The organism is Massilia haematophila (assembly GCF_042647645.1).
Taxonomy (GTDB): Bacteria; Pseudomonadota; Gammaproteobacteria; order Burkholderiales; family Burkholderiaceae_D; genus Telluria; species Telluria haematophila.
This window is the reverse complement of sequence record NZ_JBHRVV010000001.1, coordinates 4018859-4044217: the sequence shown is the minus strand read 5'-3', so window position 1 is coordinate 4044217 and position 25359 is coordinate 4018859. Positions and strand designations below refer to the sequence as shown.

Genomic DNA, 25359 nt, shown 5'->3' with positions numbered 1-25359 from the left:
ACCAGCGTACTCGATCTAATAAGGTAGTTGTACAAATGTTCCATAAAAAGACACATAGTCTCACCAGTGGTGCGGTCATTATGGTCGCAATGCGCTGGATCGACCGCCTGATCGGTATTACAAGTACCTTCATCCTTGCCCGGATCCTTGTCCCAGATGACTTCGGCATCGTCGCAATGTCCTCGGTCGTGGTGGCGTTCGCCGACATCATCTTCGACCTCGGTATCAATATTGCCCTCATTCAGCGTAAAAATCCGACCCAAGCTTATTACAACACGGCGTGGACGCTGCGCATTATGCAGGTAGCATGCGTAGCGACGTTTCTGATGATTCTGGCGCCTTTCGCCGCTGATTATTACAAGGATCCGCGCGTTACGGCTGCTGTGCAGTTAATGGCGGTCTCGCTGGTCGTATCGTCATTCGAAAATGTTGGCATCGTAAATTTTCAGAAAGAATTGCGCTTTATTGAAGACGCCAAATACGTGTTGTTCAAGCGGCTGGTTGGTTTTTTCATCACGATTCTCCTGACTCTCGTTTTGCAGAGTTACTGGGGCATGCTGCTCGGCGCCCTGTGCGGCCGCCTGGTAGCCACCATCCGTAGCTACATGGTGCATCCAATGCGCCCGCGCTTCGCGCTGTCGGAATTCCGGGCCATCTTCGGCATCTCCCAGTGGGTGATGGTCAAGAACATCAGCTCTTTCCTCGACCGCAAGCTGCACATCTTCCTGGTCGGCGGTATGGCCAAGACCAGCGTGACCGGCGGCTATACGTTAGCTAGCGAAATCTCCGATGTGCCCGGCAGCGACCTACTGGCGCCGATCAATCGCGTGCTGTTTCCGGCCTTCGCGCGCGCCAAGGATAACTTGCGCGAGTTGACCAACCTTCTGCTGCGCGCACAGTCGATCCAGGTGATGGTAACGTTTCCGGCCTGCATTGGGTTCGTTCTAACCGCGCACGAGTTCGTTCCGGTGGCGCTTGGTGAGAAGTGGAAGTTCATCGTACCGTTTATCCAAGTGCTGGCACTTTCGAACATCATCCAGTCGATCAATAGCAGCGCTAACTATGTGTTAACCGTGATCGGCAAGATCCGTTTGCTGGCGCTGACAAGCTGGATCCAGATTGGCGTGTTCAGCATCGGCGCCATGCTGTTGCGTACCGACCTGACACCGGAACGTATCGCACAGCTTCGCTTCGGTTCGATCCTGCTGACCTTTGGCGTGTCGTATAGCCTCTTAATGCGCAACATTCCCGGGTTATCGGTGCGTATGCTCGCACGCGGCACCGGTCGCCCAGTGCTGGGTTGCCTGGCAATGGCGGCGGCGCTTCTGCTGCTGGAGGCCGAATTGGCGGTGCCGAATTGGCTCATGCTCGTGCTCAAGGTCGTTACCGGTATGTTCGTCTACTGTGCCGTCGTGCTCGGCCTCTGGCGCTTGGCCGGGCGTCCAGACAGCGCCGAGTCTTATTTCCTTAACAAGCTCAAACGGTCGACGCCTCCGGTCGTCGCCTCACCTAGCGAGGTCAAATGAAGATCGACCTGGACCTGATGTCGCGCCAGTTCGCTGATGTCGAGTTTTTCCTGGCCTGCGTATTCCCCGACAGCGCCCCCGAGTTCAGTGGCGACACGGCCGGTCTTGCCGTCGTTGATACACCGCAGTTCTGGGCCGTAAGTTCCCGGGCGCCGTCCAATGGTCTCGGCCTGTTGCACGAGGTAGCCGGTAGCCAGCTGGTGTTTCGCGGCTACGAGGCTGTACTCGGCGTGCATTCGTATTCGAAGCCGGACGTACTCGATCGCATCGCTGCGCCGGAAGTCCTGGAAAACGGCGCCTTCGCCTACCTGAAGTTCGACCCACAACTACAGCAGGCCACCGTCAAAAGCGATGCCTTTGGCTTTGGTCCTCTGTACTATCGGCGCCATGGCGCCGCCTGGTTATTTGCCTCACACCCAGTACTGATCCACTTCGCCGGCGACGCGCCTGATCTGCTTTCCTGGATCACACTAATGCAGAGCGGCCATCCCATGGCCGACCGTAGTTTTTACCGAGACATCGAGCGCTTCCGTTCCGGCGCCCAGATGACGATCCGGCGCGACCATGCCGAGACCATGCAGTGGTTCGATTTCGCGCAGCTGCCGGCGGGCGAAGAGATGATCGACGACGACGCCTTTCGCATCGTCGAGGATGCTTATCTGGCGTCGATGGAGCGCTGCCTGAAGCTCGACGTTGGCGAGGTTACGCTGCCGTTCTCGAGCGGCTTTGACTCGCGTCGCTTCTTCGCCACGCTGTTCAGGAAAAAAGTGCCGTTCAAGGCTGTTACCTGCCAGACCTTCCACCGCAAGAAGGGGCGCGACTACGATATCGACGCTTTTTTCGCGCCGAAGATCGCTGCTGCCTTCGGCGTCGATTGCGAACTGGTGCGCGCATCCACGCCCGCTGCGCTGGAGGCTGATACCGCGCGCCGCCAGGCTTTGATTGGGACCGAATCGTTCATGCATGGCTGGGCGCTGCCGTTCATGCGCTGGTTGGCTAAACGACCACCCTCGCTGGTGCTGGATGGGCTGGCCGGCGATACGTTCGGCAATTCCGGTTACGAGATTGACGGACTCCATGAGACACCAGAAAAGGATACCGAACTGGTGCTTAAACGCACCGCGAATCCGCTGGCGCTGCATCGCTTGTCGGCATTGTTCCCGAGCGTAGAGACCTTGCGTCAACACTATCGCGATTATCTTAAGAAGTTCACGCCGAACATGAACCGGGCCGAAATGGCTTTTCTGCAGTCACGCACGAGACGCTGCATCAGTCCATGGCTGACGATGATGCATCCGCCCGGACATGTGGTTGTCTTCCCGTACTGCGATCTCGAATTTGCGCTGGCGACGCTGCGCTACCATCCTGCCGAAAAATATCGCTGGTTTTTCCAGAAAGAGTGCCTGCGCCGTTTCTACCCTGAGTTCTACGATTTTCCTGGCTCGCGCAACCTGCCGCCCGACCATGAACCAATCGATGAAAAGACCAGCCGCGCCTACGACGAGACGGAACGACGCTATGCTTACGACAACCCGGCAGGAATGCGCGCCGCGCTGCAATACTTAAATTGGCCGAACCGTCTGTTGCTACTGGCCTCGCGGATCGCGCCGAGCCTGCGTCAGCGCCGCGACTGGCTTTTCCGGCCTCTTCTGCTACTGGTGCGTACGCACCGGGAAGCGCCGGTGTTTATCGATGCCGGTCCGGTTGCGCACGATGCGCGACACGCCGACACTACTGACTTGATCGAGGTAAAGGCCGCAAAAAGGGGAATGGCATGAAAACAGTCGGACTGATGATTAGTACCAAAGAGAACGAGAAGCGTAGGGCAATGCTGCCGAAGCACATTGCGCGTATCCGTAACCGCGACCATTTGTATTTCGAAGCCGGCTATGGTGAATCGTTCGGCCACAAGGACGAGGAATACATTAACGCTGGCGCCAGGGTAGTATCGCGTGAGGAAGCGCTGAGCAAAGACGTGATCGTTGATCCTAAGATCGGCGATGCTACTTATCTGTCTGAACTGCGTAGTGGCCAGACTGTGTTTGGCTGGGTGCACGCAGTGCAAAACAAGTCGATCACTGACAAGATCATCGCCAAGGAAATCACCGCTATAGCTTGGGAAGACATGTTCGAGGGCGGTCGGCATGTGTTCTGGCGCAGTAACGAACTAGCTGGCGAGGCGGCAATCATGCATGCTTTTACTTTGTACGGTAAACTGGTTTACGAGTGCAACGTTGCGCTGATCGGACGTGGCAACGTCGCGCGCGGCGCGCACCGCGTGCTTTCCTGCATGGGCGCGCACATCAATGTCTACGAGCGCAAGACCGAGACGCTGTTACGCCGGGAACTGGACAAGTACGACGTTGTCGTCAATGGCCTGTTGTGGGATGTCTACCGCAAAGACCACATCATCTATCGCGAGGATCTGTCGAAGTTGAAGAACCCGGCAATGATCGTCGACATCAGTTGCGACCGCGCTGGCGCGATCGAAACCAGCCGTCCAACCACGATCGAGGATCCGGTCTACATGGTGGACGGCGTACTGCACTACGCGGTTGATCACACGCCTGCCCTGATTGGCTATTCGGTAACTGACTGCCTCGGCGAGGAAATGGTGAAATACCTCGACATCATCATCGAGGACCGTGCCGGGGACGATCCGGTACTGAGCCCGGCCATCTGTATCCGTAACGGGACCATCGTCGACCAGCGCATCATCGACTTCCAGAAGCGTTGAGGCAGAAGTGGAACGAACAAAAACGGCGTGCGAATTGCACGCCGTTTTTCATTGCATTATCCTGCTTCAGGTACCGACCACACTGTCGAACATTGCCGCCAGCTCGCTGGCGCGGTGCGCACGCGAAGACGCTGCCACTAACGCCTCGCTGGCGATGTGCGCCTGGCCGCTGTGGATGCGCGTGACGAAGCTGTCGAGCACGCGCATGATGTCGGCGCTGTCATCCATCTGCGCCAAGTCATGGAAGCCGCCGGCCCGCAGCACGCGCGCGGTCTCGCCAATGGTGTCGACCAAGCCCAGGATTGGCTTGCGAGCTCGGAAATACTCGTAAATCTTGGCCGGAATCTGGTTATTGAAGGGTGTGCCCTGGAAAATCATCAGGCCGTCAGCGGCCAGCATTTCCTTGAGCGCCTCGTTGTAGGGCACTGGCGGCGCCACTTCGACCATGTCTTCAACGCCGTAGCGCGTCACCAGCTTGCGCGTGCCTTCCATGCTGCCCGGCGCACGCAATATTACACGTACCTTGCCGCTGTCGATACGACTGGCGTCGCGCAGCTGGGCCAGTGCGTGCAGGAAGGCTGAGGGATCGCGCCCGTTCTGGTATAACACCCCACTGTGCAGGAGCGTCAGCCGCTGCGGCCGCGCTGTTGGCACGGGCGCTGCCGGCACAGGCGCTGTCTCGCTACGAAAGCCGTCTTCGTCATAGCCATTTTCGATCACGACAAACTTCTTTTGCGGCAGCTCGGGATACCGATCGCGGTACACCTGCATCGCGCTGTGGGTGGTGAACACGGCGCGGCTGCAGCGCTGGATCGTCTGGCGCTCGATCCAGGCGAATATTTTGCGTTGAAGCTTATGGGTCGGGTAAGACGGCTGTAACATCGGGTCGCGGAAATCGGCAACCCAAGGCAGGCCGGTCAGGCGGTGCAAAGACAGGCCGATCAAGTGTGCAGTGCCGATCGGGAAGGTCGACCAGATCACTTGCGGCTTGTGGCGGCGGATGAGCCTCAGGCCGCAAGGAACGGCAGCGAACCACCACGAGACCCAGCGGTCGGGCAGCGCCAGTGAGTCCGGATAGCGTCCCTTGTAACCCATATGAGTTTTGGTATCGAGCGCAAAAGCGCGCTTGACGATCAGACTTGCCGGTACACTGGCTAGTTGCGAGGGATTTTGCTCAGCATAGGCGCGCGGGTGGGCGGAAAGGATCAGGGGCTCCCAGCCATGCTTGCCGAGGTTGCGCGAAAAACTCAAGGTACGCTGGATGCCGCTGCTGGCAGCTTGCGGCGGAAAGTGAAATGCGATCATCAGTGCACGTTTGTGCATGTTGTGTTCCTTGTTGCTCATCGTGGTTGCCGATTGCCGAGTGCCATCCAGCTCAGGAGGCGCAGGCCGAAGCGGAAGGGGATACGGTCCCAAGGCCGGCTTCGCGGCAGTTGAAATCGGTCTTGGTCGCTGGTAATCGCGCCCACTGCTGTGGTGAACGCGGCGAAGAAGCCGGCCTGACGCACCATGGCGACATGACGGGCGTCGAAGTCCTTGCCTACCTTCCCGTTGGGGTAGGCGAACAGGCGAACCGGTTTGCCGATAAGTTCTTCCAGCTGGGCCTTGCCAGCGGCGATCTCGAAACGCGCACTGTCGTCGTCCAAACTGGTGAGAATCGGATGCGACACCGTATGCGCTCCGATCTCGATACCGTTGCCATCGAGCGCAGTTAGCATGTCAGGCGTAAGCATGAGCGCACTGTGGTCGATTCCGCTCATGCGGTCGAGGCGTTCGACCAGCGCTTCGCGCGCATCGGGCGGTAGATACTTTCCGGTCTCGATCAGACATGCAATGGTCTGTTTGCGCGACTGCGGTGAGGTCAGCGGAAAGCATGGCAGGCCGAGGTCGGTCAGGTCCAGCGTTTCCATTGGTAGCGCTTGCACTGCATGGATGATGCGGTCGTTCCACATGTTGCCGGCGTTGGCGCCGACATAGCCGCTGGTGACGAACACTGTCGCCGGCAACTTGAACTCCCGCAAGATCGGCAGTGCCAGATCATGTACCGAGCGGTAGCCGTCGTCAAAGGTGATGCAGACGGTGCGGGGCGGCAATCGACCTTCGTCCAGTGCGCGCAGAGCGTCATACAGGGGCATTACGTTGAAGCAGTCGGCCAGCAGTGCCATCTGCCAGTAAAAGGTTGTGACGTCGGGCTCGCTCTCAAGAACGGCATCGGGACAGGCCAACACACGGTGATAATTAACGACCGCCAAACTGCGGTGTTTCGAGAGGCCGGCGATGACGCTGCCGGTGGCGCGCAGCAGTGCCGCGCTGAGCCTGTTATGTTGTTTTAATCGCTTCATTAGAACTACCGCGCTCCTTCAGGGTACGGGGCTAGCACATCGCCCGGCCGGGTAGTGTATGTTGTGGACGCTGCCATGGTACGAGCGATTTGACTCACGTAGGCTGGTAGAAGGCGCGTTTCCATTACTACAATTAGCCCAAAAAGCGCAAACAAGAGGTCGAAATAGGCCAGGCTTAGGGCGGCGCCACCGACGGCGAACGCGAAAAGGCTAAGTTGCAGCATCGTGGCGGATGTTGCGAGCCAGTCCGGTGCGCCAATTCTACGGGCGCGGCGGGCAACCGATCCCGCTTTCAGAAAACCGCCGCACAGGCAGATCAGGTACAACACCAGACCGCCGAAACCGTGGTCACCAAGCACCTGGAAATAGATACTGTGCGCGGCCCGTCCGACGGTAGTATTTGGCATCACATTTCCAGTATAAAACCACGGATAGGAGAAAAACTCTTTCGATAGTTCCGACCAAACCGGAAAGTACTCGAGCGACTTGAAGCCGCCTCCGAAGAACGGGTGCTGCATGGCCATGATGAAGCTGAGCTTCCAAGCGACAACACGGGTCATGAAAGAGTTGTCCTCATCGGCCGAGTGGATGGTTTCGATACGTGCGGTCCAGTTGTCGGAAACGATATACGACAGGCCGATGCTGAGCAGGAGAATCAGGATTGTCAGCAGCACTTTACGGTCGCTCTTCACGAACATGTAGCCGCCGAGGACCAGCAAGGCAATGAAGCCTCCGCGCGACTGGGTGCCAATCACGCCGATAACCAGCATTGCCATGGTTCCAAGCAGCCCCAGGCTGAGGATACGGGACTGTTTTCCGTACTCCGTCCAGAGGTAGTAGCAGATCGGCAAGGTCATGACAAAAGCAAGCGACAGTTCGTTACGGTCACCCAGCACGTGCCCTGGCAGGCCGACGATATTGTGGCCGCCACCGCTGACAAGGAACTTCAGCGCTTCCAAGTCGGCGTAAAAACCAACCGAGAACACGACGCACCAGAGCACGAAGTCCAGGTGCAGCTTGTCCTCGATGACCATGACGATAATGGCGAACAGCGCGATCACCTTCCAGAAGCGTTGCCAGATCATCCATGACCAATCCGGGTTGCCGATCGAGGTCACGGTACTGATGGTTGTCCAGGCGAAGAACAGAAGGATGGCGGCGCCCAGTCCGGTCAGGTTGACTTTCGGTTTTTCCTTCCAGGCGAGGTAGCCGAGGATAGCTATACCTGCGAACAGCAAATTATAGCGGGGCACGCTGGCGATGCCGTACACCCAGGCGTTGGGAAAGAACAGGGCGGTCCACAGCCACATGCCGACCGCGACGAAAGGTCGCTGCACCATCGCATATAGCATCAGGACCAGCATCAGGAGCATGAACATGTCACGCATGGTCGCGTCCTCCTTCCCGTTTTTCCTTTGCTTTCAGTTTATCTTTCCGGACGGCCCAGAAGCAGAGATAGACCACGGCGCACAGGTCGATTGCCCACAGAAGAGATTCCATCGTTCAGTCCTTGTCAGGTTCGGGCCAGCACCAGGTTGCCGGCACGGCGCGCCAGGACCTCGTCGAACAGGCGGATCTGGCCGTCGGTCGTGTCGTCCCAGCTGAAGCGTTCGGCGTAGCGGCGCGTCGCCGCGCGGTCGGGGTAGTTGGCGCGCAGGGTGTTCACGGCGTCGGCCACGCCCTGGTAGCTGCGCTCGCGCATCAGGACGCCCGCTTCCGGCGCCGCCACCACTTCCGGGGTGCCGTAGACGCGGCTGGCGACCACCGGCGTGCCGCAGGCCATGGCCTCGAGCAGCACGTTGGCCCAGCCTTCGCGGCTGGACGAGAGCACCAGCGCGTCGGCGGCGCCGTAGTGCGCACGCAGCTGCGCCTGCGGCACCGCGCCGAGGAAGCTCACGCGGTCCAGCACCTTCAGCTCGCGCGCCAGGTTCTCCAGCTTGGCGCGGTCCGGGCCGTCGCCGGCCAGCACCAGGCGCACGTCGGGCAGCAGCGTCAGCGCGCCGATGATCAGGTCCTGGGCCTTGACCGGCACCAGGTGGCCCACCGCCAGCAGCGTGAACATCGGGTTGGCCGCGCGCTCGGTCGGGCGGAACAGTTGCAGGTCGACGCCGTTGCGCAGCGAGACCACGCGGTCGGCATCGATTCCCATCGCCACCACTTCGTCGCGCAGGGCGTTGCAGACCGTGATCACGGCGTCGGCGCGGCGCGCGGCCCACAGGATCTGGCGGCGCGGCAGCGCATAGCCCGGGAACAGGGTGATGTCCGAGCCGCGCGCGGTGATCACCAGCGGCTTGTTGAAGTGGCGCGCCAGCATGGCGGCGGCCACGCCGTCGGGGTAGAAATAGTGGGCGTCGATCAGGTCGAAGTCGAAGCCCTCGTCGATCAGCCGGCCGATCGCCGGTTTCACCGCCTGCGCCAGCAGGAAGGGCGCGATGCTCATGCCGACTTTCGGCAGCACCGGGTAGCGCGGGTGCGCCACCGCGATCCCGTGGCGCACTTCGTGGCGCGGCGCTTTCGCGAAGCGCGCGTAGTTGCCGAAGCGCGGATTGGTCGAGGGGAACCAGGGAATCGGCGCCACCACGCGCGACTCGACCCGGCCGCTGGCGACCAGGTGGCGCAGGCGCGTCTCGACAAAGATGCCGTGGCCGGGTTTTTCGCTGTTCGGGAACAGGGTACTGAAGGTCAGGATCTTCATGCAGCCTTCAATCCGGTGACCTGGCCATAGATGTTCTTGTAGCGCGACACGCTCACCGGCCAGTTACGCTCGGTTTCCACGTAGGCGCGCCCGGCCGAGCGCAGCGCCGGCCACAGCATCTGCGCGTCGAGCAGGTCGCCGACCTTGGCCGCCAGCGAAGCCGGGTCGTCCGGCGCGAACAGCACGCCGGTCTTGCCGTCGACGATCAGCTCGCGGTGGCCGCCCACGCTCGACGCGGCCAGGATGCGGCCTTGCGCCATCGCTTCCAGCGGTTTCAAAGGGGTGACCAGGTCGGTCAGGCGCATCGACAGGCGCGGATAGACCAGCACGTCGAGCAGGTCGTAGTACTTCTGCACCTGGTCGTGCGGCACGCGGCCGGTGAACACCACCTTGTCGGCGATGCCGAGGTCTTTCGCCTGCTGGCGCAGGTTGGCGTCCTGCGGACCGCCGCCGACCAGCAGCACGCGCAGGTCGGCGTGGCGCTGCGACAGCGCCGGCACCGCACGCAGCAGCACGTCCAGGCCCTCGTAGGCATAGAAGGAGCCGATGAAGCCGATCAGGCGGTTCTGTTCCAGGCCGAGCTTGCGCTTGAGCTCCAGGTCGGCCTGGCCGCCGACGGCGAACTTGTCGATGTCGACCGCGTTCGGGATCACCGTGACTTTCGAAGCGGGAATGCCGCGCGCGACGATGTCGCCGCGCAGGCCTTCGCAGATGGTGGTCACCGCATCGGCGCGTTTCAGGGCATAGGTTTCCAGGCCGCGCGTGAGTTTGTAGCGCAGGCCGTTCTCGGTGCTGGTGCCGTGGTCGACCGCGGCGTCTTCCCAGAAGGCGCGCACCTCGTACACCACCGGGATGCCGAACTTGCGGCCGGCGCGCAGGGCGGCGATCGCGTTCAGGCAGGGAGAGTGGGCGTGCAGGACGTCGGGCTTGATGGTCGGGATGATCTCGTTCAGGCGCTTTTCCAGGCCGCGGATCACCTCCAGCTGGTTCAGCACCGGCATCTTCGCCAGCGCACCGGTCGATTTCGGGGTGCGGTAGAAGTGCAGGCCGTCGGCGGTTTCCTCGAGCAGGTCGTTGCCGCCCTGGTGCTTGGCGCCGGTGACGTGGAAGGTCTCCCAGCCCAGCGCGCGCTGCTCGCGCAGGATCGAGGCGGTGCGGAAGGTGTAGCCGCTGTGCAGCGGGATCGAATGGTCGAGGACGTGAAGGACACGCATGGGTCAAACTCCGTTAGGCGGCGCTGGCGATCAGCGGGCTGGCCGCGCCGATGCTGCTGTTGGTACTGGTGGCGCCGGTGGCGCCGTTCTTGCGCAGGAAGGCTTCGAACATCAGCACGGCCCACAGCGCGGTGCTGTGGTCCTTGGTGCCGGCCAGGTGCTCGTCGACCATCCGCTGCAGGTAGTTGCGGTTGAAGATGCCGGTATCGAGCAGCATCGGGTTCAGGACCGCCGCCTTCATGGCGTCGCGCAGCGGGCCGCGCAGCCAGGAGGCGAGCGGGATCGAGAAGCCCATCTTCTTGCGGTACAGGATGTCCTGCGACAGGTAGGGCTCCAATGCCTTCTTGAAGATGTGCTTGCCCTCGCCGTTGCGCAGCTTGCTCGACGACGGCAGGCCCGAGACCCATTCGACGAACTTGTGGTCCAGCAGCGGCACGCGCACTTCCAGCGCATGCGCCATGCTGGCGCGGTCGACCTTGGTGAGAATGTCGCCCGGCAGGTAGGTCTTCATGTCGACGTACTGGGTGATCGAGAGCGGATCGTCGGTCGGCGCATTGGCGGCGTGGCCGCGCATCACCTCGACCGCGCGGTAGCCCTGCAGCTGGCTGCGGAAGGACTCCGAGAACAGCTGGTCGCGCACGCGGTCGACCAGGATCGAGACGCCGTGGAAGTAGCCGTCGACCAGGTCGCGCGCCAGCGCCTCGAAGGTCGTCTTGGCGCGGAAGATGCGCGGCGCCCAGTCGGCCTTCGGATAGGCTTTGCCGAGGAAGCCGAACACCGGTTTGCGCAATGCGAGCGGCAGCATCGAGCGCACCTGCTGCTCGCCCATCGCCATGCGGTAGCGGCGGTAGCCGGCAAAATTCTCGTCGCCGCCGTCGCCCGACAGGGCCACGGTCACGCGCTTCCTCGCCAGTTCGCAGACGCGGTAGGTCGGGATCGCCGAGCTGTCGGCATACGGCTCGTCGTACAGGCCGGCCAGCAGGTCGACCAGGCCGTAATCGTCCTTGTCGACGGTTTCGCATTGGTGGTTCGTCTTGTACTGCTCGGCCACCTGGCGCGCATAGGTCGATTCGTCGAAGGCCGGGTCGTTGAAGGCGATCGAGCAGGTGTTCACGGGTTCCTTCGACAGGCCCGCCATCATCGCCACGATCGCGCTCGAGTCGACGCCGCCGGACAGGAAGGCGCCCAGCGGCACTTCGGCTTCCATCTGGCTCTCGACCGATTCGCGCAGGCGCACGATGAGTTCTTCTTCCATCTGCTGTTCGCTCATCGCGCCGTGCGGCGTGAACGGCACGTCCCACCAGCGGCGCGGCTTGGCGTTCGCCGCGTTCGAGCCTACCTGCAGCGTCAGCGAGTAGCCCGGCTCCAGCTTGAAGGCGTCCTTGAAGATGGTGCGCGGTTCCGGCACGTAGCCGTAAGCAAAATATTCCTCGACGGCGCGCGGTTCGATCACGCGCGGCAGTTCAGGGAAGGACAGCAGGGCCTTCAGTTCCGAACCGAAGACGAAGGTACCGTCCGGCAGGAACGCGTAGTGCAGCGGCTTGACGCCGATGTGGTCGCGCGCCACGAAAAAGACCTTCTTGTTGCGGTCCCAGATCGCGAAGGCGAACATGCCGCGCAGGTGCTTGACGCAGTCTTCGCCCCACTGTTCCCAGGCGTGCACGATGGTCTCGGTGTCCGAGTGGGTGCGGAAGGTGTGGCCCAGGGCCGTCAGTTCCTTGGTCAGTTCGCGGAAGTTATAGATCTCGCCGTTGAACACGGTGACGACCGTGTGGTCCTCGTTGAACAGCGGCTGCTGGCCGGCGGCCAGGTCGATGATCGACAGGCGGCGGTGGCCGAAGCCCACGCCCGGTTCCAGGTAGACGTCGCCCTCGACCGGACCGCGATGGAACTGGGTCTGGTTCATTCGTTGGAGGACGTCGCGGTCGAATTCGCGCGTGCCGCGCGGGTCAAAAATGCCAACTATTCCGCACATGGTTCAGTAATTCCTCTGGGGGTTGTCTTGGTGTTGCTCAGGCGGTCGTACAGCGCCGTGTAGGCGCCGACCATCGCGGCAACGCTGTAATGGCGTTCGATATGGAGACGAGCCGCAGAGCCATGCTCGCTGACGCGGGCATGGTCCGCTACATACGCTTCCAGCGCATCGGCCAGGGCTGGTGGCTTGCTGGCCGGGACCAGGGCGCCGTTGACGCCGTCCTGCACCACTTCCGGGATGCCGCCGACCGCCGTCGCCACCACCGGCAGGCCGCAGGCCATCGCCTCCAGCAGGGTGACCGGCGTGCCCTCGGCGATCGAGGACAGGGCGAACACGTCGAAGGCGCGCATCAGTTCCGGGATGTCGTTGCGCGCGCCGGGGAACCAGACCAGGTCATCTACGCCCAGCTCGCGCGCTTTCTGCGCCAGCTTGTCGCGCAGCGGACCGTCGCCGACGATGGCCAGGCGCGCACGGGCGTTGGCGCCGCGCGCGCGCAGCAGGGCGAAGGCCTCGATCAGGCTGGCCTGGTCCTTCACGTCCTGCAGGCGGCCGACGGTACCGATCACGAACACGTCTTCACCTGCCCACGGCGTCGTCGCCGCCGGCAGCTTCGGTGCGAAGCGCACCGTGTCGACCCCGTTCATGATCAGTTCCGACTTCGCCGCCGGAATCCGCACGACATCCGTCAGCCAGCGGTGCAGGTCGTGCGAGACCGGCACGTAGCGGTCGATGAAGGGGACCAGGGCGCGGCGCAGGAAGTTGTGCTTCGGGTTCAGGCCCTGCGGGTCGCTGGCGTCGCGCCCGTGCTCGGCGTGCACGCGCACCGGCACGCCGGCCAGCCAGGCCGGCGCCGCGTACTCCGCGCAGGCGAAGTTATAGGTGTGCAGCACGGCCGGGCGCAACTGGCGCAACAGCTTGAACAGTTTCAAGTGGATGCCCAGGCCCAGGCCCGGCTGCTTGTCCAGCGCATACAGGTCGACGCCGGGACGCGTGATCTTGTCGGCGAAGGCCGTGTAGCCGGTCAGGCAGACGACCGCGTGGCGGTAGCGCTCGGGCGGCATGTGGTTGATGCAGTCGACCAGCAGCGTTTCCAGCCCGCCGAAGTCGAGCCGGTAGATCAGGTGCACGACCAGCGGAATGTCCGCCGGCCGGTTCTTCGTTACTGCCATCTTACTTACCCCGTGCCGCCTCGAGCGTTGCTTCCAGCGGCGCCAGGTTGGCGCCGAGGAAGGCGCGCAACGCGGCGCGCGCCGATTCCGGATGTTCGCCGACCGGGGTGGCCACCATCAGGGCCGCGCCGTCGTCGCCGTGCATCATCAGCTTGGCCTGGGCCTGCCACAGCTTGCCGATGTAGTCGTTGGCGGTGAAGCGGCCGTCGACCCAGTTCCAGTGCCAGACCAGGAAGTTGCCCTGCGCACCGCGGACGCGGGTTTCGCGCAGCGCCAGTTCGCGCCCGCCGATGGATTCGACGCGCTTGCTCGATGCCACGTGCTGGAAGCCTTCCTTGCGGTTGTCGACGCGGTTCACGGAGCTGATCAGGCGCTTGTCCGGGCCCTGGTTGCGGTAGTACAGCACGTTCAGGCTGACCGGCGCGCCGGCCGCCGTGTAGGCGCCCTTCAGGGTGGCGTCCGGGGCCAGGTAGTCCGGGCTCCAGGTCGGCATGCCGGTCGATGTCGATGCCAGGCGTGCGCCGTCGAGTGCCACCGGCGCCGGGTTGTGGGCGGCCTTGTCGCTGATGACCGCCAGTGCCGGCCACATGGCGCAGACCAGCACGGCGGCGATGGCCGCGCCCAGCACAGGACGGGCCGGTGCCGGTGCGCTCGTGGCCTTGGCGGCGGCGGCAGACGTCGTGACGGGATCGTCTTCCCGCCAGTAGCTGCCGATCCAGAACATGACGAACATGACCAGGCCGAAGAACAGCCAGCCGTAGATCAGGTGGTCGACGCCGGTGGCCAGCGCCATGTCGCTGGTGTGGCCGATCATCACGATCATGTAGGCGCGCAGGCCGTTGGCGATGATCGGCACCACGATCGACAGGCCGATGAACAGGGCGCGGCGCCAGTTCGAGCGGTAGCTCAGGTAGGCGTACAGGCAGCCCAGGGTGATCGAGGAAATCAGGTAGCGCACGCCGCTGCAGGCTTCGACCACCGACCAGTTCCCGGTCGGCAGCTCGAACATGGTGCCGTTGCGCAGCACCGGGATGCCGGTCGCGCGCACCGCGGCGACCGTGAAGTCGGCGGTGAAGTTGATCAGGGGCTGGACGAAGACTTCGCCGAAGGGCACGGCGAACAGCAGGAACAGCAGCGGGAAGGTCAATGCACCGGCCAGCCGGCGGCCCAGCAGGGCCAGGGCCATGACCGGGAACATCGCCACGAAGGCGTACTGCATCACGACCCCGACCTCGCCGGCGCGCGCGACCAGCCAGCCGGCGCCGCACAGGGCCAGCAGCACCAGGGCCGGCCACCAGGGCGCGACCGGGATCTGCTTGAAGACTTCGCGCCGGCGCCAGATCAGCCACAGGCTGATCGGCGCGATCGCGTAACCGTGGGCGAAGGTCTCGGAGCTGTTCCACACCGAGACGATCGAGGCGGCAGTGCTCCAGTACAGCAGCAGCGGCGCCAGCAGGGCCGCGACGATGATGGCGACGGTCGGAACCGACATGCGCTCGCGCGCAGCGCCAGACAGCGCCTGGGTATCGTTCATCAGCATTCGAACCTCGTTTCGATGGTGGACAGGTGCGCCGGCCAGCTGTAGCGGCGCTCGACGCTGGCGCGCGCGGCGCGGCCCATGGCCGGGTGGGGCGACCGCAGCAGGCCAATCACGCTGTCGGCATAGTCGTCGGGCGCGTCGGCCACCAGCAGTTCGCGGCCCTCGATCGCCTCGATGCCTTCGAAGGCCTGGGGCGAAGCGACCACGCATCTGGCCATCGCCATCGCTTCGAGCACCTTGTTCTGGATGCCGCGCGCGATGCGCAGCGGCGCCACCGCGGCCTTGCAGTGCGCGAGGTAGGGCCGCACGTCGGGCACGGTGCCGGTGACGACGATGGCATCGCCGGCCAGCGCCTGCACTTCCGGCGACGGGCGGGCGCCGACGATGTAGAAGCGCGCCTGCGGCACCGCTTCCAGCACGCGCGGCAGCACGTTGGCGGCGAACCATTTGACGGCGTCGACGTTCGGCCAGTAGTCCATGGCGCCGGTGAACACCAGGGCCTGCTCGCCTTCCTCGAAGGGATTGTCGTAGGCGCGGTCCGGGCTGAAGTAGTCGGTGTCGACGCCGTTGTTGAAGAAGCCGATCTTGGCGCGGCTTTCCGGCGCCAGGGTGCGGAACAGTTCGGCCTCGGGATCGGACACGAACAGCGAGGCGTCGAACTGGTCGGCCACGCGGCGTTCGTAGTCGAGCAGGTGGCGCGCCTCGTGGCGGTAGACCCAGCTCATCGGCCACTTCTTCTTCTCGGCGTACTGGCGCCATTTATCGGAGTCGACGTCGCAGAAGTCGATCACGCGGCGCGCCGCCGGATAGTCTTCGGCGTACTGCGCCATCACCGACGAGAACATCATGATGCGGGCGATGCCGCGCTCGCGCATGGTCTTCGCGATCCAGGCCTTCATGCCGGCGTCGCGGTAGTAGCCCAGCGAGAGCGACTTGCCGGTCGCCAGCGCCTGGGCGCTGCGGATCTTGCCCTGGGTCGGGTTCAGGCGCACGAAATGGCTGCTGGCGCACAGCGCCTCCACGGTCGGCACGTACTGCCAGTCGTCCTCGTCGTCCACGAAAGTCGCCAGATGCACGCGGTACTTGCCGGCCAGGTGCTTCAGCAGGTGGTAGGAGCGGATCTTGTCGCCCTTGTTCGGCGGGAAGGGGATGCGGTGCACCAGCAGCAGCAGGTCCGGCTTGGCTGCCTCGGCGACCGCTGCCGCCTTCTTTTGCAGCACGCCCTCGATGATCGAATTCATGGGCGTTCCAGGAAGATGCGGTCCATGCGGTCCCACGCGAAATCGCGGGCGAGGGCGGCGATGCGCCTTTCCATGCGGTCGATGTTGATGTAGTGGCGGAAGCGCGCCTTGGCGCCGAGTCCCTCCGGGCGCGGCTGGCCGGGATCGACTTCCCAGGGGTGGAAGTAGAACAGCGCCGGCTCCTGGTCCTGCTCGTTGACGCGCTTGACCATCCAGCGCGACAGCGCGTAGGGCAGCAGGCGGAAGTAGCCGCCGCCGCCGGCCGGCAGCTTTTTCGAACCCAGCTGCACGGTGGTGATCGGCACTTCCAGCAGGCCGTCCGGGCCGTTCGGGTAGAAGGCGAAGCGCGGCGCGTCCGGCATGCCGTAATGGTCGTGGTGGATCGGGTAGATGCTCGAGCTGTAGCGGTAGCCGGCTTCGGTCAGCGCTTCCAGCGCCCACAGGTTGCCGTGGCCGATCGAGAAGCTCGGCGCGCGGTAGCCGATCACTTCCTGGCCGCCGATGTCCTCGAGGATCGCTTTCGCCGAGCGGATGTCGTTGTCGAATTCGGCGCGGCTCTGGTCCGAGGCGCGCAGGTGGCCGTAGCCGTGGCTGGCCAGTTCGTGGCCGGCGGCGACGATGCGGCGCACCATCGCCGGGTAGCGTTCGGCGATCCAGCCCAGCGTGAAGAAGGTGCCTTTCACGTCATGACGCTCGAACAGCGCCAGGATGCGCTCGATGTTGGCTTCGACGCGGCATTCGCGGTTCGGCCAGCTGTCGCGGCTGATGTAGGGGGCAAAGGCCGAGACCTGGAAGTAATCCTCGACGTCGCAGGTCATCGCGTTGCGGATGCGCTCGCCCGGCTGGCGCTGCGGCCGGGCTGCGGGGGTTTGCATTCTCATTCCTGGGTATCCACGTGTTGGGCCGCCTGTGCCCCTTGCGGGGTGGCGACGATTTTCTTCAGGATCGACAGTACGGAGACGATCGATTTTTCGAGGCGCATCATGCGCTCGTCGAGGACCTCGGCGCTGGCGCGGCGTTCCGGCAGGTGGCCCAGGCCGGCGTCGCCGAGATAAGCATTGCCGCCGGTGCCGCCCGCTTGCGTGTCCGCCGCCGGCGTACCCACCGCGGTCGGCAGCTGGAATTCCTCGCTGATGTCGCTGATGACGCTCTTGATGTGCTCTTCGTTGAACTCGTGCAGTTCTTCCAGGTAGCCCATCAGCAGCACGCGGTCGAGCAGGGTGTTGGTCTTGCGCGGGATGCCGCCGGTGTGGGCGAAGATCGCCGCGTGGGCGCCGTCGTCGAAGGCCGGGTCGCCGTTCCAGCCGACCGTGTGCAGGCGGTGCTCGATGTAGGCGCGGGTCTCGTCGGCGTCCATCGGGCCCAGGTGGTAGCTGGCGATCACGCGCTGGCGCAGCTGCTGCATGGTCGGGCTGTGCAGGGTGGCGCGGAACTCCGGCTGGCCGAGCAGGAAGGTCTGCAGCAGCGACTTGTCGTCGGTCTGGAAGTTCGACAGCATGCGCAGTTCCTCGACCGTCTGGGCCTTCAGGTTCTGGGCCTCGTCGATGACGAGCAGGGCGCGCTTGCCCTGGCGGTCGACGGCGCGCAGGAACTGTTCGAGGCGCGTCAGGAGGTCGGTCTTGCTGGCGCCTTCGTACGGCAGGCCAAAGGCCGACACCACCATGCGCAGGGTGTCGTCCGGATCGAGGTGGGTGTTGACGATGTGGGCGGCGACGATCTGGTCGGCCGGCAGCTTGTTGAACAGGTTGCGCACCAGCGTGGTCTTGCCGGCGCCGACTTCGCCGGTGATGACGATGAAGCCCTCACCTTGCGACAGGCCGTATTCCAGGTAGGCCATGGCCCGCTTGTGGCCCTTGCTGCCGAAGAAAAAGTGGGGGTCGGGGCGCAGCTGGAAGGGCTTGGCCGAGAGTCCGTAATAGCTTTCGTACATCGTGTCACTCCGTGTTTAGAGCTGCACCGTCAGCGAGGCCGAGACGGCGTTTTCGGTGTAGTCGCGGCGGCGCACTTCGCTGTTGCCATCGGTTCGGCGCAGCTCCAGGCTGCCGCGTACCGAGCGGCCGAAGCGGTGCGTGAGCCCCAGGCGCAGCGAGTTCTGCTTGCTTTCGAGATCGGTACTGAGCGAGCGCGCACGGGTGACCGACAGCGAGGCCAGTGCGTTCGAGCGCGCGCTCAGGCGGTAGCTGTAGGACCCGTTCAGGCCGTACTGCCGGACGTTGTCGTTCAGCGAGCTCAGCTGGCTGCCGAGCAGTTCGCTGTCGCTTTCCGCCGAGGACAGCGCGGTACGCTCGCTGGCGTAGGTCGAGAAGACGGCATTGCTGTGGCGCCAGTTGAAGGCGACCGAGCCCTGCAGCAGCTTCTGGCGCATGTAGCGGTTGGTCAGATAGTTGATGCTGTCGGCCAGCGTCGGCGGCAGGCCGGCGGCGCGGATGTAGGCCTCGACTGCCTGGCGCCGCAGCGCCGGATCGGGAATCGAGGTCGAGAACAGCGAGTCGAGCATCGAGGCGGTGTCGATCGCCGCTGGCAGGGTGAACTGCGAGCGGCTGGTGGTGACGGTATCGGAATAGCCGGCCTTCCAGACGCTGTGGCGGCTGCGGTGCAGGGCCATCAGCGAACCGGTGTTGCCGAGGAAGTGGCGGCCGACCGACATCTGCAGGCTGGTGCGCGCCGACGGCGCCCAGGCGAAGCCGGTGGACCAGCTGACGCCCGAGGTGCGTCCGCCCAGCGCCTGGTAGTCGTACTTGTCGTAGCCGCCCGTGGCGGTCAGGCTCAGGGTCGGGCCGAGGCGGTAGTTCACGCCCAGCATGGCGTTCTGCGACGAGGTGTCGCCATAGCCTTCGTTGTCGATGTCCTGGCGCGCGACGTGCAGGTTCCAGCCGATGTTGCGAAAGCCCGGACCGCCCACCAGGTCGAGCGCGATGCCGTCGGCCGTGCTGTCGCCGTAGACGCTGCGCGAGTCGGTGTTGACGCTGTCGTGGCTGTAGCGCAGCGTGCCGGCGGCGAAGCTGCCGAAGCGATGGGTCAGGTAGGGGCTGATGCGCCAGGTCTTGACGTCGGTGTTGTTGTCCGAGGTGTAGCGGTTGCCGTTGATGTCCTCGACTACGGGGCCGAAGGCCGAGATGCTGCGCGCGCTGGCGCCCGCGCTCGCGTCTACGTAGAACAGCTGGTCGACCACGTTGACGCGGCCGTTGGCATCGTACTGCTTCTCGCTGCTGCGCAGGCCGGCGACGTTTTCCTCGCTATAGTCGTAGTAGTAGAGGCGCGCCTTGGCGGTAAAGTCCACGCGCGCGCTGTTGGCCTGCACGTCGATCCCGGGCACCGCTTCGGTGACCCAGGACGAGCGCTTGGTTTCGTCATTGCGCAGGTTGACGTTGTCCGTGTAGCTTTCGCTCAGGGTGAACGATGGGCTGACCTTCCATTCCGCGTGGGCGGGAAGCGCCACCAGCAGCGCTGCCGCCAGCGGCAGCAGTGCCGGATACTGCGGGCGCGGCAGGCGCGAACGCTTAGCCGTAGTGATAATCATACGTCTCTTCGATGCCGGGGATGTCCCGGGCCTTGTTGTAGATGAGGTTGACGTTGCTGCAGCCCTCCAGCTGGCGCAAGGATTCCTTGACCGCGTGCTGGGTCGTGGTCTGGGCTTCCACCACCACGACGATCTGGCCCATGTGGCCGGCCAGGACCCGCGATTCGCTGGTCAGCAGCAGCGGCGGCGAATCGAAGATGATGACGCGGTCCGGATAGCGGTGCGCGATCTCGGTGACCAGGTTGCTCATCGTCGAGCTGGCCAGCAGCTCGGTGGCGCGCGGGGTACTGGTGCCGGCCGGCAGGATGCTGAGGGTGTCGACGTTGGTGCGCAGCATGACGTCGGCGAAATCGAGCTTGCCGTCGATCAGGATGTCCATCAGGCCGCGCTGGGCCGGCAGGCCAAGCGTGCGCAGCACCGAGGGGCGGGCGACGTCGGCGTCGACCAGCAGCACGGTGTGGTCCAGCTCCATGGCGATGCTCATCGCCAGGTTGATCGCGCAATAGGTCTTGCCTTCGCCCGGCAGCGAGCTGGTGACCATGATCAGGTTGTTCGGGCGGCCAGGGGCCGAGGCCTCGTTGAAGGCGCGCTTGAGCAGCGGGCGCTTGATGACGCGGAAATCCTCGAGCAGGCTGGTGCGGCCGCTGGCGGCGGTCACCATGCCGGCCTCGCGCATCCGTGCCAGGTCGAGGTCGACCTTGCGTGCATTCGGCTTCGGCGCGGCGCCGCGCGTGGCGCGCGCCTGGCTTGCCGCCGTGGCGGCTGCCGGCGCGTGGGCAGACGCGTGGGCAGACGCGGTACCGGAGGCGAGGGCCGCGGCCGCGGCTTCGGCCGGCGTCGGCGCAAAGGTCTCGATCGGCGCCGGCTGCGGCGCCGGCGCCGGGGTGGCGTGCGGCGCTGCCTGCGGGCTCAGGGCGAGGATCTCGGCCTCGATGTCGGCCGGGATGTTCGCCGGCGCGCTGGCCGGGGTTGCCGGCGTGGCCGGCGCGGTGCTGCGGGTGTGGTCAATGCGGCTTGCCGCTTTTTCGATAATGCTCACATTCGCTCCTAGAATTCTTACAGGCCCGGACGGGCAACCATCGTGGCCACGCCGACGCCATATACGCCGATCAGCAGCATCACCGTGGCGGCCAGGCCGTACAGGCGCTTCTTGCGGCGCACCTTCTGGGCATCGGTCCAGTGCATGTTGATGGTGCCGAGGATCGGCACGCCGGTCACTTCGCGCAGGGCCGCCTGGCTCAGGAAGGTCGGACGGAACTGGCTCATCAGGAAGGCGACGGCCAGGCCGGCCAGCAGCGCGACGATGAAGGCGGCGGTAAACAGCACCGGGCGGTTCGGGCCGGTCGGCACCAGCGGCGCCGTCGGCGGCTCGATCACGCGGAAGCTGAGGATGTCGGTGGCCGAGGACAGGTCGCCCGACAGGCGCGCCTGCTCGCGGCGCTCGACCAGGCGCTGGTAGTTCTCGCGGTTGACCTGGTAGTCGCGGTTGAGCTGGGCCAGCTGGGCTTCGACTTCCGGCGCGGTCGTGCTCTGGGTGCGCAGGGTGTTGACGCGCTGCTGGTATTCGTTGACGCGGGCGCGCAGCGAAGCGACACGCGACTCGGCGTCCGACAGCGACACGTTCAGCTGCTGCATCATCGGGCTGGCGGCCAGGTTCGGATTGACGCCGCCTTTCTTCGCCTCTTCCTTCTTGCGCTCCTGCAGCTGCTCGAGCAGGCGCTTGGTGGCGATGATGTCGGGGTGCTGCTCGGTGTACTGCAGGCGCAGGGCATCGAGGTTCTTCTGCGTGGTGGCGATGCGCTCGGCCAGTTCCGGATCGACCGGGCCCGAACCGTCCTTGCCGCCACCGGTCATGCGGCGGCGGATCGCATTGCGCGCCTGCTCGGCCTCGGCCAGCTCCAGGCGGGCCTGGCTCAGGGCGTCGTTGGCGTTGGCGACCTTGCTGCCGAAGTCGGCGCCTTCGCGCGGCAGCAGGCCCATGTTCTTGATCTTGAATTCCTTCAGCGTGTTCTCGGCGGCCGCCAGCTTCTCTTCATAGCTGCGAATCTGGTCGTCGATGAACTGCACCGCCTTGTCGGATTCCTGGCGCTTGCCGCCGAAGCTGCCTTCCATGAAGATGCTCAGCAGCGACTGCACCACGTCCTTGCCCAGCTTCGGATCGGTGGCCTTGTAGCTGATGGTGTAGATGTCGTCGCGCTCGGTGCCGGCCAGGGTGATCTTCGACATCAGGCTGTCGATCATCTTTTCCTTTTCGTCAGGCGTGCGGGCCTTGACGTCGAGGTCGGTCATGCGCATGACCTTTTCGATGTTCGGCCGGCTGATCAGGGTCTGGCGCATGAACATCACCTGCTGGTTCAGGTTGGGCAGCGATGTCATGCCCGACAGCAAGGGCTTGAGTATGCTTTGGGTATCGACATAGACACGGGCGGTCGTCTCGTACTGGTTGGGCATCCGGAGTACGACTGCCCAGCCGATCAGCGCCACCACCCAGGTGATGATCACTGCATGCCAACGGTATTTACCGATGGCCTTAAGGAAATTCAGAATAAGGGCTGTTATTTCTGCCATCTCGTCAGTCTCGCCATGAACACCCGGCGCAGGAAACGCCAGGCACAACAATCAAAACAAAGAACCCGCATCATCGCTTGTTGTTTGTGCAATTGCAATTGCGTGCCGGAAAATTGTGCCAATAAACGCGCCGAGTGGCACCACTTACAACACAAATTCTTATCTGCAACGCATAAAAAACCCGGATTGGGGCTGCTTGACGCTGTATTATTGTCGTCGAGCAAACTTCGGCGGGCTGCAACTGTTGCACTAGATCAACCGTGAAGGTTCGGGGAAGAAGTCCTACGGGTCGCTTTGCTCAACATCAAGCTGATGTATTGTAATGTTTAAAATACAAAAGGGTCTGCACGATTGATTCCTATTCGAAATAATAAAAAGGCAAGCGCTGCGCGGCCGGTACGTACCCGCCGTGCATTGTTCGGTGCCGCACTGCTGAGCCTGGCCAGCGTGCTGGGCCTGGCAAGCATGCCGGCGCAGGCCGACGGCCTGGTGCGCACGATCGCCGCAGTCAAGCCTTCCGTGGTCGGGGTCGGCACGTTCCTGAAGACGCGCAGCCCGGCGGTGATGTTTACGGGAACCGGCTTCGCCGTCGGCGACGGCCTGAGCATCGTGACCAATGCCCACGTGGTCCCGGACCAGCTGGACGGTGCGAAGATGGAGCAGCTCGGGGTGGTGGTCGGCAGCGGCCAGGCGTTTGCGTTCCGCCCGGCGCGCCTGGTGGCGCTCGACCGCGAGCACGACCTGGCGCACCTGCGCCTGGAGGACGGTCCGGCCTTGCCCGCGCTGGCGCTGGGCGACTCGCGCACTGCCGCCGAAGGGCAGGCGCTGGCGTTCACCGGTTTCCCGCTCGGCATGGTGCTGGGCCTGAATCACGTGACCCATCGCGCCATGCTGTCGGCCATCACGCCGATCGTCATGCCTTCGATGAGTTCGCGCCGGATCGACGCGCGCGCCATTGCCCAGCTGCGCCGCGCCCCGTTCAGCATCTTCCAGCTGGACGGGACCGCGTATCCAGGCAACAGCGGCAGCCCGGTCTACAATCCCGACACGGGAGAGGTGCTGGCTGTTATTAATATGGTGTTCGTCAAGGGGCTGAAGGAAACGGCGATCACCAACCCCAGCGGCATCACGTATGCGGTGCCGGTGCAGTACGTGCAGGAGCTTCTGCAACGGAAGTGAAAAAAAGAAAAGTATTTCAATCGTGCACGCCTTTGCCTCGAGCACGATTACGATACAATACGCCGGTTTGATGGCTAAATAACAATTTTAAGGCATTCGTAACAGCGTGGCGCTGCCGGTCGCTGCATGCCGGGAAAGGAATTGACGTGAGCAAGATCATGACGAATCTGACGAAACTGGCGCTGGCCGCCGCCTGCGGCCTGGCCCTGGCCGGCTGCGCCAGCAAACCGCCGGCGCCATCGGCCGCTGCCATGGCCCAGGCCGTACCGGCCGACTACCTGATCGGACCGGGCGATGCCGTCAACATCATCGTCTGGCGTAACCCGGAGGTGTCGATGTCGGTACCGGTGCGTCCGGACGGCAAGATCACGACCCCGCTGGTCGAAGACCTGCCGGCCGCCGGCAAGACCTCGACCGAACTGGCGCGCGACATCGAGAAGGCCCTGGCCAAGTTCATCCAGCAGCCGGTCGTGACCGTGGTCGTCACCGGTTTCGTCGGCAATTACGCCGAGCAGATCCGCGTGATCGGCCAGGCCGCCAAGCCGCAGGCACTGGCCTACCGCCGCGACATGTCGCTGATGGATGTTCTGATCGCCGTCGGCGGCGTCACCGAGTTCGCTTCGGGCAACAAGGCCAGCATCATCCGCAACGTCGACGGCCGCCAGGAAAAGCTGAACGTGCGCCTGGACGACCTGATCAAGGAAGGCGATATCTCGGCCAACATGCCGATGCGCCCGGGCGACATCCTGGTGATCCCGGAAAGCTTCTTCTGATCCGGGTATTCGCAACCGATTAGCTGTCGGGTTTTCTTACAACGACGCCGCTCAGGCGTCGTTGCATTTTGCTCCTGGCCGGCGCATGCCCCGCTAAGTGCTTGATTCACTGTTGCATTTGGTCAATGTGGCGTGCCTGGTACGGGGCTTGCTTCAAGGTTGAAAAAGCCCGTCACCGGACGCGGCTATGGCATACTTTCGATGACTCAGGAAACCGTCGATATGGAAGATCAAGCAGACCGCAAACCGACCATGCCCGAGGCGCAAGGGCCCCACGATGCAGCGCAGCTCGACGCCCGCGGCGCCGCGCGTCGCCGCTTCACACGGGCCGGCGTCGGTGCGGCCGGCGTCATCCTGACCCTGCACAGCCAGGTCGGCATGGCCGCGGATGAGCTCCTGCCCTGCGCTTCGCCGTCGGGCTTCATGTCGATCAAGACCGCCAGCCACAATCCGCAGAATTCCTGCACCAATAACCGCTCGCACGGCTACTGGAAGAACCACGGCAGCGCCTGGATGTCGAGCACCGGCACCAGTCCCGATACCCGGTTCGGCGACGTGCTGGCGGCGCGCGGCAACTATGCCGGCCTGGCGGACTATACCCTGATGCAGGTGCTTGCCCGTCCGAAAGAGGCCAAGGAGATCAAGAATATCGACCGCAACAACGTGGCGATGCAGATCGTTACCGCCCTGCTCAATGCGCGTTCGTCGGCCCGTTCCGGCATCCCGAGCGTGCTACCGGAAGACAAGGTCGTCGCCATGTGGGACGAATTCACGCTCACCAACGGCTACAAGCCGACCGGCAGCGCCACGCCCTGGACCGGGGCCCAGATCGCAGGCTACCTGGAAACCACCTTCCGCTAGGATGGAACAGTACGCCGTC

General features: G+C 63.9%; 21 protein-coding genes. 7 read left to right on the top strand and 14 right to left on the bottom strand.

Features of this window, described 5'->3' with window-relative positions:
- Nucleotides 1–35: 35 nt before the first annotated feature.
- The 3 genes from ACFOPH_RS17905 to ACFOPH_RS17895 are packed head-to-tail and all read left to right on the top strand — an operon-like array spanning nt 36 to nt 4263.
- Complete coding sequence (locus tag ACFOPH_RS17905; protein ID WP_312549677.1) at nt 36–1526, top strand: lipopolysaccharide biosynthesis protein; 1491 nt, start codon at nt 36–38, stop codon at nt 1524–1526.
- A complete protein-coding gene (locus ACFOPH_RS17900) occupies nt 1523–3304 on the top strand; it encodes a hypothetical protein (RefSeq protein WP_312549676.1) in 1782 nt (593 codons plus the stop codon). Before ACFOPH_RS17905 ends, ACFOPH_RS17900 begins: the two co-directional genes overlap by 4 nt.
- Nucleotides 3301–4263 carry a N(5)-(carboxyethyl)ornithine synthase gene (locus ACFOPH_RS17895; RefSeq protein ID WP_312549675.1) on the top strand — a complete coding sequence of 321 codons (963 nt, stop codon included), beginning with the start codon at nt 3301–3303 and terminating at the stop codon, nt 4261–4263. The genes ACFOPH_RS17900 and ACFOPH_RS17895 overlap by 4 nt, the downstream gene beginning before the upstream one ends.
- A 66-nt stretch (nt 4264–4329) precedes the next feature.
- On the opposite strand, the gene ACFOPH_RS17890 is transcribed toward ACFOPH_RS17895, so the two are convergent.
- The 14 genes from ACFOPH_RS17890 to ACFOPH_RS17825 form a co-directional block, all read right to left on the bottom strand.
- The gene (locus tag ACFOPH_RS17890) at nt 4330–5607 is read right to left on the bottom strand and encodes a glycosyltransferase (RefSeq protein WP_312549674.1); all 1278 of its coding nucleotides are present in this window, start codon (nt 5605–5607) and stop codon (nt 4330–4332) included.
- On the bottom strand, nt 5604–6605 hold the full coding sequence (locus ACFOPH_RS17885) for a polysaccharide deacetylase family protein (protein ID WP_312549673.1): 1002 nt from the start codon (nt 6603–6605) through the stop codon (nt 5604–5606). The genes ACFOPH_RS17890 and ACFOPH_RS17885 overlap by 4 nt, the downstream gene beginning before the upstream one ends.
- Before the next feature lie 5 nt (nt 6606–6610).
- Nucleotides 6611–7993 (bottom strand): putative O-glycosylation ligase, exosortase A system-associated, encoded by a 1383-nt coding sequence (locus ACFOPH_RS17880; RefSeq protein ID WP_312549672.1) that lies wholly within the window; start codon nt 7991–7993, stop codon nt 6611–6613.
- A 125-nt stretch (nt 7994–8118) separates the two neighbouring features.
- The gene (locus tag ACFOPH_RS17875) at nt 8119–9300 is read right to left on the bottom strand and encodes a glycosyltransferase family 4 protein (RefSeq protein WP_379736723.1); all 1182 of its coding nucleotides are present in this window, start codon (nt 9298–9300) and stop codon (nt 8119–8121) included.
- Nucleotides 9297–10514 carry a TIGR04063 family PEP-CTERM/XrtA system glycosyltransferase gene (locus ACFOPH_RS17870; RefSeq protein WP_312549669.1) on the bottom strand — a complete coding sequence of 406 codons (1218 nt, stop codon included), beginning with the start codon at nt 10512–10514 and terminating at the stop codon, nt 9297–9299. The genes ACFOPH_RS17875 and ACFOPH_RS17870 overlap by 4 nt, the downstream gene beginning before the upstream one ends.
- Before the next feature lie 13 nt (nt 10515–10527).
- A complete protein-coding gene (locus ACFOPH_RS17865; RefSeq protein WP_379736721.1) occupies nt 10528–12489 on the bottom strand; it encodes an XrtA/PEP-CTERM system amidotransferase in 1962 nt (653 codons plus the stop codon).
- Nucleotides 12477–13658, bottom strand: a complete 1182-nt coding sequence (locus ACFOPH_RS17860) for a TIGR03088 family PEP-CTERM/XrtA system glycosyltransferase (protein ID WP_312549667.1) — start codon at nt 13656–13658, stop codon at nt 12477–12479. Before ACFOPH_RS17860 ends, ACFOPH_RS17865 begins: the two co-directional genes overlap by 13 nt.
- A 1-nt stretch (nt 13659) precedes the next feature.
- Nucleotides 13660–15198, bottom strand: coding sequence for an exosortase A (gene xrtA / locus ACFOPH_RS17855; protein ID WP_379736719.1), 1539 nt, complete (start codon nt 15196–15198; stop codon nt 13660–13662).
- Nucleotides 15192–16439, bottom strand: coding sequence for a TIGR03087 family PEP-CTERM/XrtA system glycosyltransferase (locus tag ACFOPH_RS17850; protein ID WP_379736717.1), 1248 nt, complete (start codon nt 16437–16439; stop codon nt 15192–15194). Before ACFOPH_RS17850 ends, xrtA begins: the two co-directional genes overlap by 7 nt.
- On the bottom strand, nt 16436–17320 hold the full coding sequence (locus tag ACFOPH_RS17845) for an XrtA system polysaccharide deacetylase (RefSeq protein ID WP_379736715.1): 885 nt from the start codon (nt 17318–17320) through the stop codon (nt 16436–16438). Before ACFOPH_RS17845 ends, ACFOPH_RS17850 begins: the two co-directional genes overlap by 4 nt.
- Nucleotides 17317–18369, bottom strand: coding sequence for an XrtA/PEP-CTERM system-associated ATPase (locus tag ACFOPH_RS17840; RefSeq protein ID WP_379736713.1), 1053 nt, complete (start codon nt 18367–18369; stop codon nt 17317–17319). The genes ACFOPH_RS17845 and ACFOPH_RS17840 overlap by 4 nt, the downstream gene beginning before the upstream one ends.
- A gap of 15 nt (nt 18370–18384) precedes the next feature.
- Entirely contained in the window at nt 18385–19959 is a 1575-nt protein-coding gene (locus ACFOPH_RS17835) for a TIGR03016 family PEP-CTERM system-associated outer membrane protein (protein ID WP_312549662.1), read from the bottom strand.
- Nucleotides 19940–20998, bottom strand: a complete 1059-nt coding sequence (locus ACFOPH_RS17830; RefSeq protein WP_379736711.1) for an XrtA-associated tyrosine autokinase — start codon at nt 20996–20998, stop codon at nt 19940–19942. Before ACFOPH_RS17830 ends, ACFOPH_RS17835 begins: the two co-directional genes overlap by 20 nt.
- A gap of 17 nt (nt 20999–21015) precedes the next feature.
- Complete coding sequence (locus ACFOPH_RS17825) at nt 21016–22461, bottom strand: XrtA system polysaccharide chain length determinant (RefSeq protein ID WP_312547847.1); 1446 nt, start codon at nt 22459–22461, stop codon at nt 21016–21018.
- 3 nt (nt 22462–22464) lie between these two features.
- Here ACFOPH_RS17825 and ACFOPH_RS17820 point away from each other — a divergent pair, with 3 nt between their 5' ends.
- The 4 genes from ACFOPH_RS17820 (at nt 22465) to ACFOPH_RS17805 (ending at nt 25340) form a co-directional block, all read left to right on the top strand.
- A complete protein-coding gene (locus tag ACFOPH_RS17820; protein WP_312547849.1) occupies nt 22465–22791 on the top strand; it encodes a hypothetical protein in 327 nt (108 codons plus the stop codon).
- Between the two features lie 150 nt (nt 22792–22941).
- Nucleotides 22942–23706: a S1 family peptidase gene (locus tag ACFOPH_RS17815; RefSeq protein ID WP_379736708.1), complete on the top strand. Its 765-nt coding sequence runs from the start codon at nt 22942–22944 to the stop codon at nt 23704–23706.
- 158 nt (nt 23707–23864) lie between these two features.
- Nucleotides 23865–24479, top strand: coding sequence for an XrtA/PEP-CTERM system exopolysaccharide export protein (locus ACFOPH_RS17810; RefSeq protein ID WP_379737962.1), 615 nt, complete (start codon nt 23865–23867; stop codon nt 24477–24479).
- Between the two features lie 222 nt (nt 24480–24701).
- Nucleotides 24702–25340, top strand: coding sequence for a hypothetical protein (locus ACFOPH_RS17805; RefSeq protein WP_312547852.1), 639 nt, complete (start codon nt 24702–24704; stop codon nt 25338–25340).
- Nucleotides 25341–25359 lie beyond the last annotated feature (19 nt).

What these genes read in the sequence shown, in the direction of transcription:
- ACFOPH_RS17875 (WP_379736723.1), bottom strand. Translation starts at nt 9,300, where the DNA reads ATGAAGATCCTGACCTTCAGTACCCTGTTCCCGAACAGCGAAAAACCC.
- ACFOPH_RS17895 (WP_312549675.1), top strand. Translation starts at nt 3,301, where the DNA reads ATGAAAACAGTCGGACTGATGATTAGTACCAAAGAGAACGAGAAGCGT.
- ACFOPH_RS17810 (WP_379737962.1), top strand. Translation starts at nt 23,865, where the DNA reads ATGACGAATCTGACGAAACTGGCGCTGGCCGCCGCCTGCGGCCTGGCC.
- ACFOPH_RS17820 (WP_312547849.1), top strand. Translation starts at nt 22,465, where the DNA reads ATGCCAACGGTATTTACCGATGGCCTTAAGGAAATTCAGAATAAGGGC.
- ACFOPH_RS17900 (WP_312549676.1), top strand. Translation starts at nt 1,523, where the DNA reads ATGAAGATCGACCTGGACCTGATGTCGCGCCAGTTCGCTGATGTCGAG.
- ACFOPH_RS17885 (WP_312549673.1), bottom strand. Translation starts at nt 6,605, where the DNA reads ATGAAGCGATTAAAACAACATAACAGGCTCAGCGCGGCACTGCTGCGC.
- ACFOPH_RS17905 (WP_312549677.1), top strand. Translation starts at nt 36, where the DNA reads ATGTTCCATAAAAAGACACATAGTCTCACCAGTGGTGCGGTCATTATG.
- ACFOPH_RS17865 (WP_379736721.1), bottom strand. Translation starts at nt 12,489, where the DNA reads ATGTGCGGAATAGTTGGCATTTTTGACCCGCGCGGCACGCGCGAATTC.
- ACFOPH_RS17850 (WP_379736717.1), bottom strand. Translation starts at nt 16,439, where the DNA reads ATGAATTCGATCATCGAGGGCGTGCTGCAAAAGAAGGCGGCAGCGGTC.
- ACFOPH_RS17845 (WP_379736715.1), bottom strand. Translation starts at nt 17,320, where the DNA reads ATGAGAATGCAAACCCCCGCAGCCCGGCCGCAGCGCCAGCCGGGCGAG.
- ACFOPH_RS17870 (WP_312549669.1), bottom strand. Translation starts at nt 10,514, where the DNA reads ATGCGTGTCCTTCACGTCCTCGACCATTCGATCCCGCTGCACAGCGGC.
- ACFOPH_RS17880 (WP_312549672.1), bottom strand. Translation starts at nt 7,993, where the DNA reads ATGCGTGACATGTTCATGCTCCTGATGCTGGTCCTGATGCTATATGCG.
- ACFOPH_RS17805 (WP_312547852.1), top strand. Translation starts at nt 24,702, where the DNA reads ATGGAAGATCAAGCAGACCGCAAACCGACCATGCCCGAGGCGCAAGGG.
- xrtA (WP_379736719.1), bottom strand. Translation starts at nt 15,198, where the DNA reads ATGCTGATGAACGATACCCAGGCGCTGTCTGGCGCTGCGCGCGAGCGC.
- ACFOPH_RS17890 (WP_312549674.1), bottom strand. Translation starts at nt 5,607, where the DNA reads ATGAGCAACAAGGAACACAACATGCACAAACGTGCACTGATGATCGCA.
- ACFOPH_RS17835 (WP_312549662.1), bottom strand. Translation starts at nt 19,959, where the DNA reads ATGATTATCACTACGGCTAAGCGTTCGCGCCTGCCGCGCCCGCAGTAT.
- ACFOPH_RS17840 (WP_379736713.1), bottom strand. Translation starts at nt 18,369, where the DNA reads ATGTACGAAAGCTATTACGGACTCTCGGCCAAGCCCTTCCAGCTGCGC.
- ACFOPH_RS17860 (WP_312549667.1), bottom strand. Translation starts at nt 13,658, where the DNA reads ATGGCAGTAACGAAGAACCGGCCGGCGGACATTCCGCTGGTCGTGCAC.